Raw genomic sequence first — 18,022 nt, forward strand, 5'->3', positions numbered from 1 at the left:
ATGCCTGAAAATTTTTTTAATTGGATAGCCTTTATTGGGGTTGTTGCTACTTGTATTGCAACTGGAATTAGCATATATCAAGCTCACAAATCATATAAAGCTTCACAAAACTCTAAGAATTCAGCTTTGGATGCAGAAAAACATGCGAAAAATATAAAACAAGAACTTAAGAATGTTATTAATCGTAGAGAATTAGATAGAGATGCTCAGAGACTAAAAGAAATTAGAAGTATACTTTCAGAAAAATATACCCGAAATTACAACAATAGAGGCTCAAAATTAAATACACATCTAAGTCAGCTTAACCACCTTCTAAATGAAATTTCTAGTCAAGTGATTTTCCACCCTTACGAACATAAAATCAAAAAAATTCAATCGGATATTCAGACTATCGATATTAATGCTGATGTCCAAACTATCCAATTAGCTATTCAAAGCATAGTTAGTCAAATCAATGAAATTTTAAGAAATATAGATGGAGTCGTAAAAGATGGTGACTAATGAGCAACTAATCCAAGCTTTGTACGAAAATAGAAAACTAAGTATTACTATGAATTATAGAATTTATGGAGAAAAAATTGGCTTTTCACAATCCTATATTTATGCGATAGCAAATGATTTATTCCCTTTTTTTCAACATGAAGGAGACAAAGATCCTTTTATATCTTGTTATAAAATTACATCAGAGCAAATAAATAAAATTGTTAACTATATTGATGAAGAATGGCTCAAGGGAAACCTATACTCGTTTTATGATCTAGAAAATAAGTTTGGAGGTAAAGGATATCGTTCAGAGCTGATCAGAATATTAAGATATACATATTTGGATGATAGATTCGATACTAAACTATGGGAAAAGTTAGTTTCTTGGGCACCTGTAGAAGCTAATAACTTAAATCGACCATTAGATGATTGGGAGATTTAAAATAGTGAGGGTGGTTTTTATTTGTACTAGATCACCCCGCCACTTTATTTTTACCATTTGCCTTAGCCTGAAATAATGATTTGTCGGCTTTTTCCAGTAGTGACATCCACGATGCTCCCCCTACCACTACTCCAGCACTAACAGAAATACGAATATTCTGGTTTAATTCAGCAATATACAGTTCAGATCTGCCAATCTCCTGAAGAATTTTATTGGCAATAGCCCAAGCCTCCGGAAAATTAATGTGCTCGATTAAAACCAAAAATTCATCACCACCATAACGAACAATTAAATCCGAAGCTCTTACATTCAATTGCAATTTTTCTGCAATCAGTTTAATGACTTCATCACCGACAATATGCCCAAAAGTATCATTCACATGCTTAAAGTCATCGATATCAATAATGATTAAGCCAGTGTGCTTGAACTGATTCGGCTTATTCTCCAGATAACGGATATATTCCTCTAAAGCCAAACGGTTAGATACACCCGTCAAATTATCCGTATTGGCAATATTTCTGAGCTGAAATTCCAGTGCGTCACGCTGCTGTAGTACCCGCTTTAATTCTTTAAGGGCGTCTAATAAGGTGATTGGCTTAGCAGATAATGGTGTCTGTTTACTCTCTATAACCTGATGCTGTGCCAGTCGAAGAATGGTATTTCTGGCTTTAAGTAACGGTATAAAAACATGATTGCGCGCATAGATCATGGTAAAAGAAACCGCAACCAAACAGATCAGTGCCACCAGTAAAGTTAAAATCAGTTTTTGCTGGGCTTGTTTCTTCTGGGTTTGAGCGACCGTAACACTGTAATCCAGAATATAGCTTTGCAAATTGACTACTGTCAGGAATTTATCAACCATTGCTTCTGTGAGTTGCGTACCGGTCAATGAATAGGCCTGATTACGGATACTTTCATTCATCAGGCGAGTAACTATTGGAATACCTTGATCTAAAAACTGTGCTTTTACCTGCTGATGTAAAGCTAGATATTCTGGGGTTTTATCCTGCGCAGGCTGTATGGTATTCACTAAAGCCCATAAATAATGGGCCTGATGTTGCGTCTGCAATGACCGCGCCAAGTTATCTTCGGGGATTTTTTCATTAAAAGTCACCGCTGCCATAATATTAGAGGCAGTTCGACCAGCCTGATCACGTAAATCAGCCAAAATTAAAATCAGCGTATAGTAGTCTGAGACTGAAGTTCCTTCAGCTTCAGAATGTACCAATACATTTTCTATAATTGCTTTACAACTATCCCATGCCTTAAACATTTGCTGAATCGCCTGATCCAGCTGTCTTGCACTCCGTTCAGATCGCGGCAAGGCACTATAAACATCGACCGCATGACGACCTTGAGCCAAAGCCCCTTTTACATGAGAAGATAAGGCTTGAGCCTGAACAGAAAAACCTGCCGTAGCTAAAATTACACTTGTCTGCTCAATCTGCAGATCTACTTCTTTCCGGTAAGCTTCTAATTCTTTTATATTTTCTTCGAGTTCATCGGCACTACTCGACATCACCTTATTAGCAGGTGCCCGTTCACGGGAAATTTTATTGGCTAAATCAGCTACAGCACGAAGCGCAGAAATTTCAGTTAAGGCACGATCTGCTTTCTGATAGCTCTGATAACTACTGACAATTAAGGGAACAGATAAAAACAAAAGAGACAGTGCGATAATGATCATCGACCAAAACAGTCGCCGGCTGATATGTTCCGAGCGTAATTTATACATAAATTAATTACTCACCATACACACCAAATGACCTGTGATCATACTCAAATTATATATAAATATATTACACGATTTTGATCTAAAAAGAGTTAAAAATTAATCAATATTTTTAAATATCTGCATTCTATCAATCACTTATAATATTTTTTAAAATAAAAGTTAAAAAAAATCTAAATTCTTTAATAAAGCTTTAAGATCCAGTGCATATCTGTAGGGTTTCAACTCAATTTTTATTCTTTCCTTCAGATAGTAGCAACCTGCTTTTCATTGAGTGCAATTAAAAATTTTGCATATCTATAAATTACAGTTAAGCAAGCCGCTTAAATAGAAAATCCTGTTTCCCTTAAAGATCTCGACAAAATAATGCAGGACTATTTCTAGGAAGCCCCCAATTTATATTGTTTAAATTACCTGCTTATCTAAATATTGCTACTTGCATGATAAGAAAATATTTACACATGCCACAAATAAGTGCATAATGCACTGCATTAGGGCAAATTAAATATATTCTCAGCAGATTTTTTAATTTTTCCGAAGATTTTGGCGAAAAACCCCAGTTTTCTTTGAAAATTGGGGTTTTTTATACTTAAATTTCAAGAAAAATCTAATCCCCTACTACAAATCAAGCACCATATTAGTGCAATAAAAGTTAATTCTAGGGTTTCTACTTAAGGATTCAATCTCTAATGACTAAAAATAAGTTTTGCTATTAATATGATTATGCTTCCATTTTTATTGCCTGTTCTTACTTCGCAGCCAACTGCAATATTTTTCTGACATAAAAAAAACCCAACCTTGGGGAAAGTTGGGCATATAAAACAAAAACTTGTTTATGGAGAATCAGATCATTATCACATTATTGCAATGTAGTATGAATTGATAGATATATTATCGTAAAAACCGTTATAAAAGTAAAGCCTATCAAAACAGTAAGATTTAAAATTCATCTTAACAGCACGATATTTGTACTAAATAAATTACAATTTGTGTATTTTTCAATCAACACCATCCCGTTTTAGGTGAATTTTATTATTAGAATCAAATGAATAGCCTTAAAATGCTATACAGATCGTGCAATAAAGTATATTTCAATTGAATTTTACAATTAATTTTTAAATTTAATCCAATTTAACATTATACAAAGCCCCTAGTTTTTGCATATTTCTGAAAAAATAAGTTTTAAAAATGTTCATATTCATTTGTTCTAAAAACAAATTTTTCAAGTTGACCTGACACAGTTTAATCGTACTTTTTTTAACCAATAACATTATGTATAACAAAAAAACAACAAAATAATGTTCTTTTAGTTCATTGACTTAATGTTTTGTTACAATACAATGAAAGTAGTTTAATTCACCTGCAATAGAAAATAGAATTGGAAATTAATATGAAAAAACTCGGTTTAGCCACTGCTTTATTATTAGCCATGACCGGTGCTCAAGCATATCAAGTAGAAGTACAAGGTCAGTCTGAATACATCGACACCACAGCAAATGACAAAGATTTCACCGGTGGTTTGCAAGGTACTTATTACCTTAAAGATGTTGACTCTTCTAAAGGCCCATTGGCTGAAGCAGCTTTCTTAAACCAAGCATCTAACGTATCTGTTGCTTATAATTACGGCGAGTTAGGTTCAGACGATATCGACGTTATCGCTCATAACTATGGCGTTAAAGCTGAAGCTTATGTGCCAACTCAAGTTGTACCTGTATATGCTAGCGCTTCTTATAGCCACACAATTTTAGACAGCAAAAATAACAACGCCACTGATGATCAAGGCGACCGTTATGCCTTAGAACTTGGTGCATTTGCTGCGCCTAATTTCTTGGTTGCAGTAGGTTATACGAGCGTTGCTGATCAAACTGCTCTTGATGCATTCAATGTTATGGCTAATGGCGTTGTTAAATCAGTTGGTGAAACTGCTACGATCGGTGAAGATCAAGATGCAATTACTGCACGTACCAAATATGTTGGTGCTATTGACGGAACCAACATGGCAATCGGTTTTGAATCTGGTTTAGTTTACGGTGACGACACTGCTTATAACCTAGGTACAACTCTTTTCGTTACGCCTAAGTTAAGCGTTGGTGCTTCTTATGCTGAATCTAGCTTTGCTGGTACACCAGACTCAGCTTGGGGTGCAAACGTAAATTACTTCATCACTCCTGCCGTTGCAGTGGGCGCTTCTTACGTAAATGCGAATGCTGAACAGCTTGCGCTTGATACGCAAACTGTAGGCGTTAACGCTAAATTCCGTTTCTAATTTTTAATTAGATAAAGAATTTAAAAAGGACGCTTGATGCGTCCTTTTTTATGGCTCTTTGTCTTTAGAATGCTTGGGTAAATGGGCAATATATTGCAAGGCAATCAAGCGTGAAACAATGAGGGCCAGATACATAACCCCGGAAAACATTTGCAGTAGTGCCAGTACCCGTGCAGGGGCACTTAGGGGCATTAAATCCGATAAGCCGGTTGCAGACTGCAAACTAAAACTCAAAAACAATAAATCAAGCCAGTTTTGTAAACCTGTAACATTGGGGTTCTGAAAGCTGCCCGGCACCAACAGCTGGCAAACGTTATATAAAAAAGCAAATGCCCACGCCAGCAACGTAAATACCGCACCTGCAGCAAACAGTTCATCTCGGGTTAAATAGCGGTCTTCAAACATATAACGCAACAAACCATAGGCCGCGCTAAAGTAAGCTGCTGCTTCAAAACCATGGGCAATGACTTGCAGCCATGGATTTTTTATACCTAATATAATCAGGGAAGAAAAAATCACGGCGCCACTGACAAAACTTAAGCCCAAAATGGTAAACATCGGTGTTTGCCGAATGACTTTGGCAATCACCAGTAAAACCAGCACCCCCAGTAACCAGCTGAGCGTACGGTAAGGCGTGCTGTAATTGACGGCAACCGACAGAATTAAAATAATAAATTGTAATAAAAGTAGCCAAGCTGAAGGCAATACGCGAAATACCTTCCACACATCCATAATCGCCTGCATGTACTGCTCCAGAATATTGCTTTTTTATGCCTGAATTTTTTATGTTTCTTTTAATCAACTTAGCATGAATGCTTGAAGCTGCAAGTAAAACATTTGTAGAAAAATGATAAAAGTCGCCCTCTTCTTTGCCAGATTTATGTTTGATAAAAGAGAGTCTCATCCATGCTAACAATAGGATTGAGAACCAAAGCCCAGCCTTGCAATCACGTTGTGTTCCCTTTGCTCAAGTCATAAAAAAAGCCCCTGATGGGGCTTTTTTTAAAGTAACTGTATCTTAGTGATCTGATGCACCAGAGATACCAATACCTGTTTGTGAACGTACATACTGTGCATCGAAAGCTTTGCGTTCTGCATGCGCACGTGCCGAACTGTCAGTCACAGAGAATAACCAGCAGCATAGGAACGATAATGGCATTGCAAAGATTGCTGGGCCATTGAATGGGTTGATTGGTGTCTCAGAAACACCCAAAGTATCTACCCAAACCGCTTTAGACAGTACGATTAGAGTTACTGCAGCAACAAGACCTGCAACACCGCCAGCTACTGCACCACGAGTGGTCAAACCTTTCCAGAACATTGACAATACCAGTACCGGGAAGTTCGCACATGCAGCAACCGAGAATGCCAGACCCACCATGAACGCCACGTTTTGTTTCTCGAACAGGATACCTAAAATCATCGCAAAGATCGCAAGACCTAGAGTTGCAATTTTAGACATACGTAGTTCAGATTCAGGTGTAGTTTGGCCTTTCTTGAATACGTTTGCATACAAGTCGTGTGAAATTGCTGAAGCACCAGACAATGTCAAACCAGCTACCACCGCAAGAATCGTTGCGAATGCTACTGCTGAAATGAAGCCCATGAACAAGTCACCGCCAACAGCATCAGCTAAGTGAACCGCAGCCATGTTGTTACCGCCAACAAGTTCTAACTTGCCAGTTACAGCCATTTTCGCCACATCAATGAATTGCGGGTTGTTTGATACGTAAAGGATCGCACCGAAACCAATGATGAAAGTTAAAAGATAGAAGTAACCGATGAAACCTGTAGCCACAACCACTGATTTACGTGCTTCTTTAGCATCTTTTACGGTAAAGAAACGCATCAGGATATGTGGAAGACCAGCTGTACCAAACATCAATGCCAGACCCAAAGAAATCGCGTCAATCGGGTTCGCTGCCAGTTTACCTGGGCCCATGATATTGCCTGCTTCTGCAAGGCTGATTTCATGTACTTTAGAGAATACCTGAATCGATTGTTCAAACATGTTGGTGAAGCTGAAGCCCACGCCTTTCATTACCATGAAAGCCATGAAAGTTGCACCTGAAAGTAACATCACCGCTTTGATGATCTGTACCCAAGTGGTTGCCAGCATACCGCCGAAGATTACGTAAGCCATCATCAAAAGACCCACAATCACGACAGCAATGTTGTAGTTCAGACCAAATAGTAATTTGATCAGCTGACCTGCACCTACCATCTGAGCAATCAGATAAAAGGCAACAACAACCAAAGAGCTAAGAGCTGCCAAAGTACGTACCGGTTTTTCTTCCAGACGGAATGAAACCACGTCAGACAAGTTGAATTTACCCAGGTTACGTAAACGCTCTGCGACCAGGAACAATACGATTGGCCAGCCCACCATGAAACCTAGTGAGTAAAGTAAACCGTCAAAGCCTGAACTAAATACCATTGCGGAAATACCCAGGAATGATGCTGCTGACATATAGTCACCGGCAATCGCCAGACCATTCTGGAAACCTGAGATACCGCCACCCGCAGTATAGAAATCTGCAGTACTGGTGGTTTGTCTTGCTGCCCATTTGGTAATCAGCAAGGTGAAGCCCACGAAAATCGCGAACATAATAATTGCATGCCAGTTGGTTGCTTGCTGTTCAGCAGCACCCAAATCTGGACTAGCCATTGCCATACCTGACATCAGTAGCGTAGAAGCAGCAACTGCTTTCGCTTTCAATGAATTCCATTTCATCTAATTACTGTCCTTTCTCATTCGCAATTGCTGCAACTTCTCGCATCGCTTCTTCATTTAATGCATCCAGTTTATTGTTTGCAATATACGAATAAACACCACATAAAATGAAAGACAATACAATAATGCTCAAGCCGAGTGGCATACCCAAAGTGGTAACGCCGCCGCCAACCGAACTCATTAAGAATTCTTTGTTATAACCAACTAAAAGCATAAAGCCGACATACACAATCAACATGATGATTGTTAATGTCCAACTTAATCTGCTTTTTCTGCTGACCATTTCTTTAAATTTGGGATTCTGTAGAATACGTTCTACATGTGCCTCATCCATAATCATGCTCCTGTGTGCACCCAGCCATAGGTGATTTTTTTAATTCGAATTATTTCGTTATCTAACTTAACAATCTTATTAGGTTCTTGTAATTACTACTTTGGTGTTAAATTTTGATCAATTAAAGCGGCAAGATTACTAGATAGGTTATTATTACGACATAAATTTATGCTGTAGGCAATATGAATAGTTGGCTCATTATCGGCGTGCTCGCCCTTTATATCGCGTTACTCTTTATCTGTGCATTTTTTGGTGAAAAACACGCCAGTCGCCTAAGTACCCGCGGTCGCATGTTTCTCTTTAGTCTAACCTTAGGGGTATATTGCTCATCCTGGACATTCTACGGTGCAACCGGGGCTGCGGTGCGTGAAGGCATTATATTCCTGCCCATTTACCTTGGTCCCCTGATTTTTGTCGGTGTGGGTTATGATATCTGGCGCCGTTTGGGACGTGTGCGCCAGCATCATGCCATTTCTTCCATTGCAGATTTTGTGGCTGCACGTTATGGCAAAAGCGGCCCTCTGGCATCCTTGGTCACCATTCTGGCAGTCATCGCAATTATTCCCTATTTAGCCTTGCAGCTCAGAGCGATTGCCTTGAGTGCTGCTGTAGTGTTGCAACAGAATACCGGCATACAAAGCACCACCAATAGTGTGCTGTTTTTGACTGGAATTTTAGCCATTCTGGCCATGCTGTTCGGTACCCGACAAATTGCCAATACCGAACAGCATGGCGGTTTAATGCTGGCCGTGGCATTTGAGTCTTTTGTCAAACTGTTTGCCCTGCTGTGTGTGGCTCTGTTCTTTGTCTTTGATGCCCCCGAAAACCTGGGGCAAATTTCCACGGATGTCGCAGAAACCTTTAAACAGGTTCAGCTGTTTGGTGTTCCCGAAACGTTCTGGGTGCAAACCTTACTCGCAGCCTTGGCGATTATCTGCTTACCACGACAATTCCATGTCGCGGTGGTTGAACTGCGGGATGAAAAACATATTCGCGGTGCACGTCGCTGGTTTGCCACTTATCTGATTCTGACCACAGTGGCGATTATTCCAATTGCCAGCTGGGCCTTGCATGCTGCACCGCATTTTCTTGCGATTCCTGATGTCGCTGTACTGTCCTTGCCGCTCAGTTATGATCAGGAGTGGTTGACACTTTTGGCTTTCCTGGGGGGGTTTTCTGCTTCTACGGGAATGCTGCTGGTCTCTTCAGTCGCCTTGTCGATTATGCTTAGTAATGACCTGATTATGCCTGCCTTATGGCGTACCGGCATACTTTCGCGTCATGACAAACGTCTGCCTCTGGTGCTGAAATTTACCCGCCGGGTGTGTATTTTAGCGGTCATGTTGCTGGGTTTCCTGTTTTTCCATTTCTTTAATGACATCGACCAGCTTTCAGTATTTGGCTTGCTGGCCTTCAGTGCCGTGGCCCAATTTGCTCCAGCCTTGATTGGTGGTCTGTATTGGCGTGGTGGCAGTAAACAGGGCGTATATGCAGGTCTAATTGCCGGTTTTGTCATGTGGGCCTATACCTTGCTGTTGCCTACCGTACTGCGCAGCCTGCCTGCTGAATACAGCCATTTTAGCCAGCAGTTCTTGCTTGCAGGGCCTTTAGGCATGGACTGGTTACGCCCCGAAGCACTGTTTGGTTTTCAGTCTTTTGCTCCCCTCACCCATGGCGTGACCTGGGCATTGGGTCTGAATATCGTGCTGTATGTGTGGGTGTCACGAATTTTCCGTCCCAGTATTGCCGAGCAAATTCAGGCGGAAAGTTTCTTCTATTATGAAACCAAACCTTTGCCGACCCACAATGCCTCAAGTGAAATCAATTACTCTCACCAGGATGTTGCCCGCCTGAAAGTAGGCGATTTAATTACCTTGGCCAAAAGGATTACCGGTGAAGGACCGGCCACTCATGCCTTTCAGCAGTTCTGTGCTCAAAACAACGTAATCCTGAATGAAAACAGCAATGCCAATGGCATGTGGTGGCGTTTTACCGAACAGTATCTGGCCGGAACCATTGGTGCTGCTTCGGCGCGTACCCTACTCACCACAGCCATGGTGAATAATGGTCTGGCACTCGGTCAGGTCGCCAATATTCTGGATCAGGCCTCACAATGGCAACGCTTTAACCAGAACCTGATCATGACCATGATTGACCATATGACCCAGGGGGTCAGCGTGGTCGATGAAAATATGTGTCTGGTGGCCTGGAACAATCAATACCTTAAACTTTTTGATTATCCTAAAGATATTGTCTATGTCGGCTGTCCGATTGCCGACCTGATCCGTTATAACGCCGAGCGCGGTGAATGCGGGCCGGGTTCGGTCGAAGAACACGTGCGCAAACGGATTCACTGGATGGCCATGGGCAGCGCGCATGAATTTGAACGGATCCGTAAAGATGGCCGCGTCATCCAGATGCGAGGTAATCCCATTGAAGGCGGCGGCTTCGTCACCACCTTTGCCGATATTACCGCTTTCCGTGAAAATGAGGCCGTACTTGAAGCGCGGGTACAAGACCGCACCCAACAGCTGGCCGATGCACTTTCCGAGCAGCAACTCGCCCGTGAACAGGCTGACCGTGCCAACATGTCCAAGAGCCGTTTCATTGCAGCAGCCAGTCACGACCTGTTGCAGCCAATGCATGCAGCACGTCTGTTCAGTACCGCTTTAGAACAAAGCGTACAGTCGGATGAAGACCGTAAAACCCTGCAACAGCTGGACCGTGCCTTGCATGGTGCGGAAAGCATGCTGTCTGCCCTGCTGGACATTGCCCGTCTCGAAGGCGGTACCATCCAGCCGAAACGTCAGCCTTATCCCTTACATGACCTGTTAAGTGATCTGGAACTGCAATTTAAATCTATTGCCGCACAACGTGGCATTAAATTCAGCGTGCATGATGCACAGTTCTGGATCGACACCGATCCACAGTGGATTCGCCGGATTATTCAAAACTTTGTCAGCAATGCCCTGCGCTATACCGCTAAAGGCAAGGTTGTAGTTGGTGTACTTCGCTCTAGCGAAAAACCACGCCATATCCGGATTGGGGTTTGGGATACCGGCCCCGGGATTGCCGAAGAACAGCGCATTAAACTATTTCAGGAATTTGAACGCTGTGGCCATACTTCGCCTTGGGGCGAGCAAGGTCTTGGACTCGGCCTGGCGATTGTGCAGCGTATGACCAGCCTGCTGGACTACCCGGTACATGTCTATTCTGAATATGGCAAGGGCTCGTGTTTTATGATTGAAGTGCCAATCGTGGATGCACCTAAAGTCGTGGCAGCACCTGTACAGGCCACCCCACTGAAAAGCAAGGCCTACAAGATTCTATGCCTAGATAATGATGAAACCATTCTGGAAGGGATGACGACCTTACTGACCAAATGGGGTTATCAGGTCTTTAAAGCCACTGAACCCGAACAGGCCCTAGAGCTGATCCAGCAAGAAAATATTCAGGTCTGGCTGGTCGATCAGCACCTGAACAACAATAAAATTGGTCTGGATTTCATTTTGGCCAACCGTCAGGAACAGGTTCCTGTGGCATTGATTACCGCAGATTCCGATCCTGAACTGCCACAGCATTTGAAAGATCTCAATATTGTGCTGCTGAAAAAACCGTTAAAACCAGCATCGCTGCGTTCCTGGTTATCGGGCTTAAAAATTTCCGGTTCTTAAGCGTTTTATTCAGAAATCACTACAGATCAAACACCCATTTCATGTATGTGAAATGGGTGTTTTCATTACATAAAAACACCCTCTATTAACCTAACTGGCAATTTATTTTTCATTTTAGGCAAAACTGCTCAATTTCTTTATTTTGGCTACCGCTTTATTGACCAGAAAATTCAATGTCATATTTCCTATGGCAAAGATGATCAAAATTTAAATATACATTTGTATAATTAGTTACAATTTTTCAAGTTATTATTATTAAAAATATTTTTACAGTAAAAATCCATTATATAACTTTAGTCGTATTTCGTTTGCGGTCAGCCAAGCTCATATATGAGAGTAATCAATGGTCAGTTTAATCTGTCTATCAGACTGCCTCAAAACACGGCCCACGAAACTGATCATCATAGAAAATACAGGAGTTTAAGATGAACATTTCTGAAGCCGGAAGTTATGGCATAGATCAATCGCAACAATTTTATCGTCAATATGGGGCCAATGCCCTGTTACCCGAAATTCAATGGACCGAACTATTTAAACCCAGCCACTTAAAGGACACTCATATTCAAGCCCTGAATACCTTGTATCAAAGTGCTGTCCCGCTTGCCTTACAGGTCTTCGATGAGTTGAATTTTGATGTCTTTAGCCCTGCAGCCTATAAACCGCAAGGTTTAGGTTTATTTGATCGCCTCGCTGAACAGGAAGACAAGTTGATTCAGTCTTTAGCAGCCGAAGCTAGAGACTTGACAGATACAGTACGTCACCAAATTTGGAGCATGCTATTGCGTGGTGGTGCGGTGCTGGTGTTTAAGGCATGGCTTGGAAAAGTCAAAACCGATCAGAATCTGCTCGATACCACCCAGTTTGATGAACTCTCTGATCTGCTGTTTATTAAAACCCCACCACTGGAATTGGCAAAGCATTTAGGAATCAATCCCCATGCCAATGAAGATCATATTTTCCTGCTGTATGGCAGTGATGTCTATTTAGACCGCTTTAACAGTCTGGAAACCGCAGCGTTGTTTGTCGATTTGGGCGTTTATGATGCCGCATTTTTAAGTTTACGCGATGACAGTGTGGCTGAATATCTGAAAGAGAAAGCCTATGTCTCTCAAGAGCAAATTGATGATCTGCAATGTGCACTCAATCCTTTATTTTGCACCGACAGTACTCCCAGACAAAGCTGTGTTGCCTGATCTAAAGCACTGATTACAAAAAAAGGCACTTGATCAAGTGCCTTTTTCGTTGAATGCTGTATTCAGCAGATTACATTTTCTTTTCTTCAATATTCAGGGCACTGATGGCCAATACTGCCTGAGTACGGTTTTGCACATTCAGTTTGCGGAAAATGGCCGTGACATGGGCCTTGATGGTCGCTTCAGAAACATCCAGCTCATAAGCAATCTGTTTATTCAGCAAACCTTCCGCCACCATCATCAATACACGGAATTGTTGCGGTGTAAGTGACTGAATACGTTCTGCCAGTGCAGTTTCATCCGCTGCACGCGGGTCAAAATTCATGTTGGCAGGTAAATTTGGCGGTAACCAGATTTCTCCTTCCAGTACCTGACGGATCGCTTCACCAATATGGCTTGGATGCGCAGATTTCGGAATATAACCCATTGCACCATGGGCTATGGCACGTTGAATAATTGACACTTCTTCATGTGCAGACACCACAATAATCGGAATGGACGGGTATTGTGCACGAACATGCACCAAAGCCGAAAAGCCCGAAGCTCCCGGCAAATTGAGATCCAGTAAAACCAAATCTGGTTCCGGCCCATTATCTAAGCGTTCATAAAACTCATTTACTGCAGCTGTTTCCTGAATTTGCGCTTGCGGCAAGCTGTAACGAACGGCTTGAATCAAGGCATGACGAAACAGTGGATGATCATCAACGATTAAAATATTCATAAGCAGCATGAAAGATCTTGTGCACATTAAGAGCTATTCTAACCACACTAGTGCTATTAAGGATATGCAATGAATAACTTTTTTCATCTGATATGAGATTATTTTCTCAAAAATCCCCTTTTTTCAAGGTTTTTCGCAAAATCATCAAACCTAATCATATTTTGATATAAATTTTATCGGCCAATTTAAAATACTTATCAATAAGCAATATAAATATATAAATCAACGTACTAAATCATATAAAAGCACATTTTGGTGACTTTTTCCTTTATATCTCAAAATAAGATAACTTTTCTTGATTTGCTTATTTTACAGAATATGCCTGCTGTTGATTAATAAAGCTATTCCAAGATTTTATGTTTTAGGTTATCCCCAAATGTCTATTTTAAATGCGCAAAAACCGTTGAATATTGTTGCTGTATCAGGCGGCTTAAACAATCCTTCTAAAACCGAGGCACTGGTACAAGCCATTATTGATGAACTCGGTGAAGCAACCCCCATTCATGTTCACTTTATCAAATTTAGCGAAATCGGTTCTTTACTGGGCGGTGCAATTTACCGTAACCAGTTGCCACAACGTGTACAGGATGATCTAGCCGCAGTTGAAGCAGCAGATGCCCTGATTGTCGGCACACCAGTTTACCGTGCCTCATTCACCGGGCTTTTCAAACACTTCTTTGACTTTGTAGAACAGACGGCATTGGTCGATGTACCGGTATTGCTGGCAGCTTCAGGGGGTAGCGAGCGTCATGCCTTGGTGCTTGAACATCAGTTGCGTCCATTATTCAGCTTCTTCCAGGCACAAACCTTACCGATTGGTGTTTATGCAACAGACCGTGACTTTACCCCTGAATATACCATTCACAGTGAACTGCTGCGTGACCGCATTACCCTCGCAGTAGCACGTGCATTGCCAATTCTTGAATGGGCTCCTGCCAAAGGCCAGCGTGCTGAAGTGGTCAAAGAGAAATCTCAGCTAGCCAACCAGAATCTGGGTATCAACAAGCAAATTGAACAAGAAGAAGTCCTTCCTTCTGCTGCAGTGCCAAGCCTTGATGCCGCAGAAGCACGCCTGCACAGCAAAAAAGCACCGAAGTCACAAGTCGCTTAAGAGCGCTAAAAAATTACATCCTGAGGGTATACAGAATGTCGATACAAGATAAGAACATTACATTTGCTTATTGGGTACCAAACGTCAGCGGCGGTTTGGTGGTCAGCGATATTGAACAGCGTACGGACTGGAGTTATGACTATAATGTCCGTCTGGCGCAAGCTGCGGAAAAAAGCGGTTTTGACTATGCCTTAACCCAGATTCGTTTTACTGCCGGTTATAACGCAGAAAACCAGCATGAATCGGTTAGCTTCAGCCATGGCATCCTGGCCAAAACTGAAAAACTCAAAGTGATTGCTGCAATTTTGCCGGGTCCGTGGAAACCGGCACTGGCGGCAAAGCAATTGGCGACCATTGACCACCTGACCAATGGCCGTATTGCCATTAACGTGGTCAGTGGCTGGTTCCGCGGCGAATTTGATGCCATTGGTGAAGAATGGTCTGAACATGACCAGCGTTATGCACGTTCAGAAGAATTTATCCGTAGCCTTAAAGGTATCTGGACGCAGGATCATTTCAGTTTTGATGGTCAATACTATCAATTCAAAGATTACACCCTCAGTCCAAAACCGCTACAAAAACCGCATATTGAAATTTTTCAAGGCGGTAGCTCACGTGCAGCGCGTGATATGGCATCGCGTGTATCGGACTGGTACTTTACCAACGGCAACACAGTGGAAGAGCTGAAAAAGCAGATTGATGATATCCGTGAAAAAGCCAAGGCCAATAACCATGCCGTGAAAATTGGGGTCAATGCTTTCATTATTGCCCGTGATACTGAAGAAGAAGCCCAAGCCGTGCTGCAGGAAATTGTGGCCAAAGCCAATGTCCAGGCAGTGAAATCTTTTGCTGATGCTACCCGTGAAGCGGGTGCTGCAACAGCAGAGGGTGAAGGCAACTGGGCAAAATCGACCTTTGAAGATTTGGTGCAGTATAACGATGGCTTTAAGACCAATTTAATTGGTACGCCGCAGCAAATTGCAGAACGTATTGTTGAACTGAAAGCAGTCGGTGTGGACTTGATTTTGTCTGGCTTCTTGCATTTCATTGAAGAAGTGGAATATTTCGGACAAAAAGTATTGCCATTGGTTCGTGAACTGGAAGCGCAACAGCTATCCGTTGTGACCGCCAAGTCCGCTTAAGCTGAATGATTAAGCGACAGTTGATGAGCTAAAAAACAAGAATCAAAGGCATCTCCAATCTTCCCTCAAGACTCGGCTTGAGGGATTTTTTTGCTTATGCAGCAGAGCTACCTTCGCTCAAACCGAACGCAATAACCAATCGGCAACCAGAAAAAACAAGAACAGCATGGTGACTGCCGCAACAAAATTTTAAAGTAAGGCGATAGCGGCAAAAAATAAGCTGGAAATAAAGATGTCTGCTCAATTCTTACTGCCCCTTGCGGGAGCTGCCATTGTACTGGCATTAAGCGGATGTGCCTCGTCATCCAGGTCTCCAATCTTAGACAGTTATGGTCCATACCCTCATCTGCCTGAACCCCAATCCAGTCTGTTTCCTACAGTGAATATCGCACCAGCCAAAGGCTGGCCTGCCGGCACCATGCCCACCCCGGCTCCAGGTTTGAAAGTTCAGGCCTTTGCCAAAGAACTGCAACATCCGCGCTGGCTGTATGTATTGCCAAATGGCGATGTGCTGGTGGCTGAAACCGATGCACCACCCAAACCAGATGACAGTAAAGGCTTTAGGGGCAAAATCATGCAACTGCTGATGAAACGTGCCGGATCATCGCATCAGAGTGCCAACCGTATTAGCCTGCTGCGTGATCGTAATGGCGATGGTGTCGCTGATCAAAAAACCATATTTCTACAAAATCTGAACTCTCCGTTTGGTATGGCGCTGGTCGGCAATACGCTGTACGTAGCCAATACGGATGCTTTAATGCGCTTTCCTTATCAAAAAGGTGCAACTCAAATTACCGCAAGCGGCAGCAAAGTACTGGATTTACCCGGTGGCCCGCTCAATCATCATTGGACCAAAAACGTCATTGCCAACCCTGCGGGCAGCAAACTCTATATTACCGTAGGTTCAAACAGTAACGTGGCAGAAAATGGCCTAGACCAGGAAACTGGTCGGGCATTAATTATGGAATTTGATATTGCCAGTGGCAAAACACGGCCCTTTGCTACAGGACTGCGGAATCCTAATGGAATGGACTGGCAACCACAGAGTGGTATGTTATGGACAGTCGTGAATGAACGCGATGAAATTGGCAATGATCTGGTGCCCGATTACCTGACCTCAGTCAAGGATGGTGCTTTTTATGGCTGGCCCTATAGTTATTATGGCCAACATGTAGACACGCGGATCAAACCTCAAAATCCTGAGCTGGTCGCACGTGCGATTAAACCGGATTATGCTCTGGGTAACCATACGGCTTCCTTAGGCCTGACATTTTATACGGCTCAATTAATGCCGCAATATCGCAGTGGTGCGCTGATTGGTCAGCATGGCTCATGGAACCGTAAACCGCATAGCGGCTATAAGGTTATTTTTGTGCCCTTTCAAAATGGCCAACCTTCGGGTATGCCCCAAGATGTATTAAGCGGTTTTTTAAATGATCAAGGTGAAGCACTTGGACGGCCGGTTGGCGTAGCGGTTGATCGTTTCGGAGCGATATTGGTCGCTGATGATGTGGGCAATATGATTTGGCGCGTATCGCCCATCGGGACAATGATGGATCATAGGCCCATCAATAAAAAGATAAGTCCCGCTTCTGCTGACCAAGAGCCTGTAACTTCACTACCTGCCGTAGAACAGGCAGCAAAGTAATTGTGGCTGAATAAAATGATATAAAAAAGCCCGACATCCTGTCGGGCTTTTTCGTATGGGGTAGTTAAGCATGACTCCTGTCTTGCTTCACAATCCTGGTGTATGAACGTTTTATTGTTGTTTTATGTTCCAGAACATCCTGTTCCTGTATGAATTCATCATAGGAAAAAAACTCGGCTGCGCCCATCCGCAAAATCCTTAAATTGATGTTCGCCAAAGCGTACAAAAACGGACATTTTTTCATCCATAAAATATGGGCATTCTTTTTGTCCCGGAAGAATTAATAACCCACCAAAAATTATAAAATTGAATTTTTATTGATCAATTTAATTGACAGAACATTACATATCCGGCTAAAAAATACACGAGTTGTTAAAACGTGTGTTTTTTGATCTCTTGGGTTTGGGATTTATGGATTTAAGTGTTTGACAAACAATAATATTTTAAAAATCTGTTATTCCCAAGTAGAAATGTCCTACCTTAAAACCAAATAGAAATGTCCTATACCGACATTTCCAAGTCAAGTACAGGATTTAGATTTC

13 protein-coding genes are annotated in these 18,022 nt (G+C 42.2%); 8 read left to right on the top strand and 5 right to left on the bottom strand.

The annotated features are described in order from the left end of the window. Nucleotides 1-501 carry a hypothetical protein gene (locus tag GTU69_RS11995; RefSeq protein ID WP_166170773.1) on the top strand — a complete coding sequence of 167 codons (501 nt, stop codon included), beginning with the start codon at nucleotides 1-3 and terminating at the stop codon, nucleotides 499-501. After that, nucleotides 491-925: a hypothetical protein gene (locus GTU69_RS12000; RefSeq protein ID WP_166170774.1), complete on the top strand. Its 435-nt coding sequence runs from the start codon at nucleotides 491-493 to the stop codon at nucleotides 923-925. The genes GTU69_RS11995 and GTU69_RS12000 overlap by 11 nt, the downstream gene beginning before the upstream one ends. A gap of 31 nt (nucleotides 926-956) precedes the next feature. On the opposite strand, the gene GTU69_RS12005 is transcribed toward GTU69_RS12000, so the two are convergent. Further along, nucleotides 957-2,660: a GGDEF domain-containing protein gene (locus GTU69_RS12005; RefSeq protein WP_166170776.1), complete on the bottom strand. Its 1,704-nt coding sequence runs from the start codon at nucleotides 2,658-2,660 to the stop codon at nucleotides 957-959. A gap of 1,387 nt (nucleotides 2,661-4,047) precedes the next feature. Between GTU69_RS12005 and omp33-36 the strand changes: the two genes are divergently transcribed. After that, on the top strand, nucleotides 4,048-4,923 hold the full coding sequence (gene omp33-36, locus GTU69_RS12010) for a porin Omp33-36 (protein WP_086196505.1): 876 nt from the start codon (nucleotides 4,048-4,050) through the stop codon (nucleotides 4,921-4,923). A gap of 48 nt (nucleotides 4,924-4,971) precedes the next feature. On the opposite strand, the gene GTU69_RS12015 is transcribed toward omp33-36, so the two are convergent. The 3 genes from GTU69_RS12015 to GTU69_RS12025 form a co-directional block, all read right to left on the bottom strand. Next, the gene (locus GTU69_RS12015) at nucleotides 4,972-5,667 is read right to left on the bottom strand and encodes an ion channel (RefSeq protein WP_200223353.1); all 696 of its coding nucleotides are present in this window, start codon (nucleotides 5,665-5,667) and stop codon (nucleotides 4,972-4,974) included. A 274-nt stretch (nucleotides 5,668-5,941) separates the two neighbouring features. Further along, nucleotides 5,942-7,657, bottom strand: a complete 1,716-nt coding sequence (locus GTU69_RS12020) for a cation acetate symporter (RefSeq protein ID WP_086196507.1) — start codon at nucleotides 7,655-7,657, stop codon at nucleotides 5,942-5,944. A gap of 4 nt (nucleotides 7,658-7,661) precedes the next feature. After that, nucleotides 7,662-7,991 (bottom strand): DUF485 domain-containing protein, encoded by a 330-nt coding sequence (locus GTU69_RS12025; RefSeq protein WP_086196508.1) that lies wholly within the window; start codon nucleotides 7,989-7,991, stop codon nucleotides 7,662-7,664. A gap of 182 nt (nucleotides 7,992-8,173) precedes the next feature. On the opposite strand from GTU69_RS12025, the gene GTU69_RS12030 reads away from it, so the two are divergent. Further along, nucleotides 8,174-11,665, top strand: a complete 3,492-nt coding sequence (locus GTU69_RS12030) for a PAS domain-containing hybrid sensor histidine kinase/response regulator (protein ID WP_166170778.1) — start codon at nucleotides 8,174-8,176, stop codon at nucleotides 11,663-11,665. 425 nt (nucleotides 11,666-12,090) lie between these two features. After that, on the top strand, nucleotides 12,091-12,858 hold the full coding sequence (locus GTU69_RS12035) for a hypothetical protein (protein ID WP_166170780.1): 768 nt from the start codon (nucleotides 12,091-12,093) through the stop codon (nucleotides 12,856-12,858). Between the two features lie 70 nt (nucleotides 12,859-12,928). Here GTU69_RS12035 and GTU69_RS12040 read toward each other — a convergent pair whose 3' ends face one another. Then, complete coding sequence (locus GTU69_RS12040) at nucleotides 12,929-13,579, bottom strand: response regulator transcription factor (RefSeq protein ID WP_086196617.1); 651 nt, start codon at nucleotides 13,577-13,579, stop codon at nucleotides 12,929-12,931. A gap of 376 nt (nucleotides 13,580-13,955) precedes the next feature. On the opposite strand from GTU69_RS12040, the gene msuE reads away from it, so the two are divergent. The 3 genes from msuE to GTU69_RS12055 all read left to right on the top strand — a co-directional run bounded on the left by msuE (nucleotide 13,956) and on the right by GTU69_RS12055 (nucleotide 17,480). Then, complete coding sequence (gene msuE, locus GTU69_RS12045; RefSeq protein ID WP_086196511.1) at nucleotides 13,956-14,690, top strand: FMN reductase; 735 nt, start codon at nucleotides 13,956-13,958, stop codon at nucleotides 14,688-14,690. A gap of 35 nt (nucleotides 14,691-14,725) precedes the next feature. Then, entirely contained in the window at nucleotides 14,726-15,832 is a 1,107-nt protein-coding gene (sfnG, locus tag GTU69_RS12050) for a dimethylsulfone monooxygenase SfnG (RefSeq protein ID WP_166170782.1), read from the top strand. Nucleotides 15,833-16,064: 232 nt separating this feature from the next. After that, nucleotides 16,065-17,480 (top strand): sorbosone dehydrogenase family protein, encoded by a 1,416-nt coding sequence (locus GTU69_RS12055; RefSeq protein WP_166170784.1) that lies wholly within the window; start codon nucleotides 16,065-16,067, stop codon nucleotides 17,478-17,480. Nucleotides 17,481-18,022 lie beyond the last annotated feature (542 nt).

It is taken from the genome of Acinetobacter sp. SA01 (assembly GCF_011319235.1).
Classification (GTDB): Bacteria; Pseudomonadota; Gammaproteobacteria; order Pseudomonadales; family Moraxellaceae; genus Acinetobacter.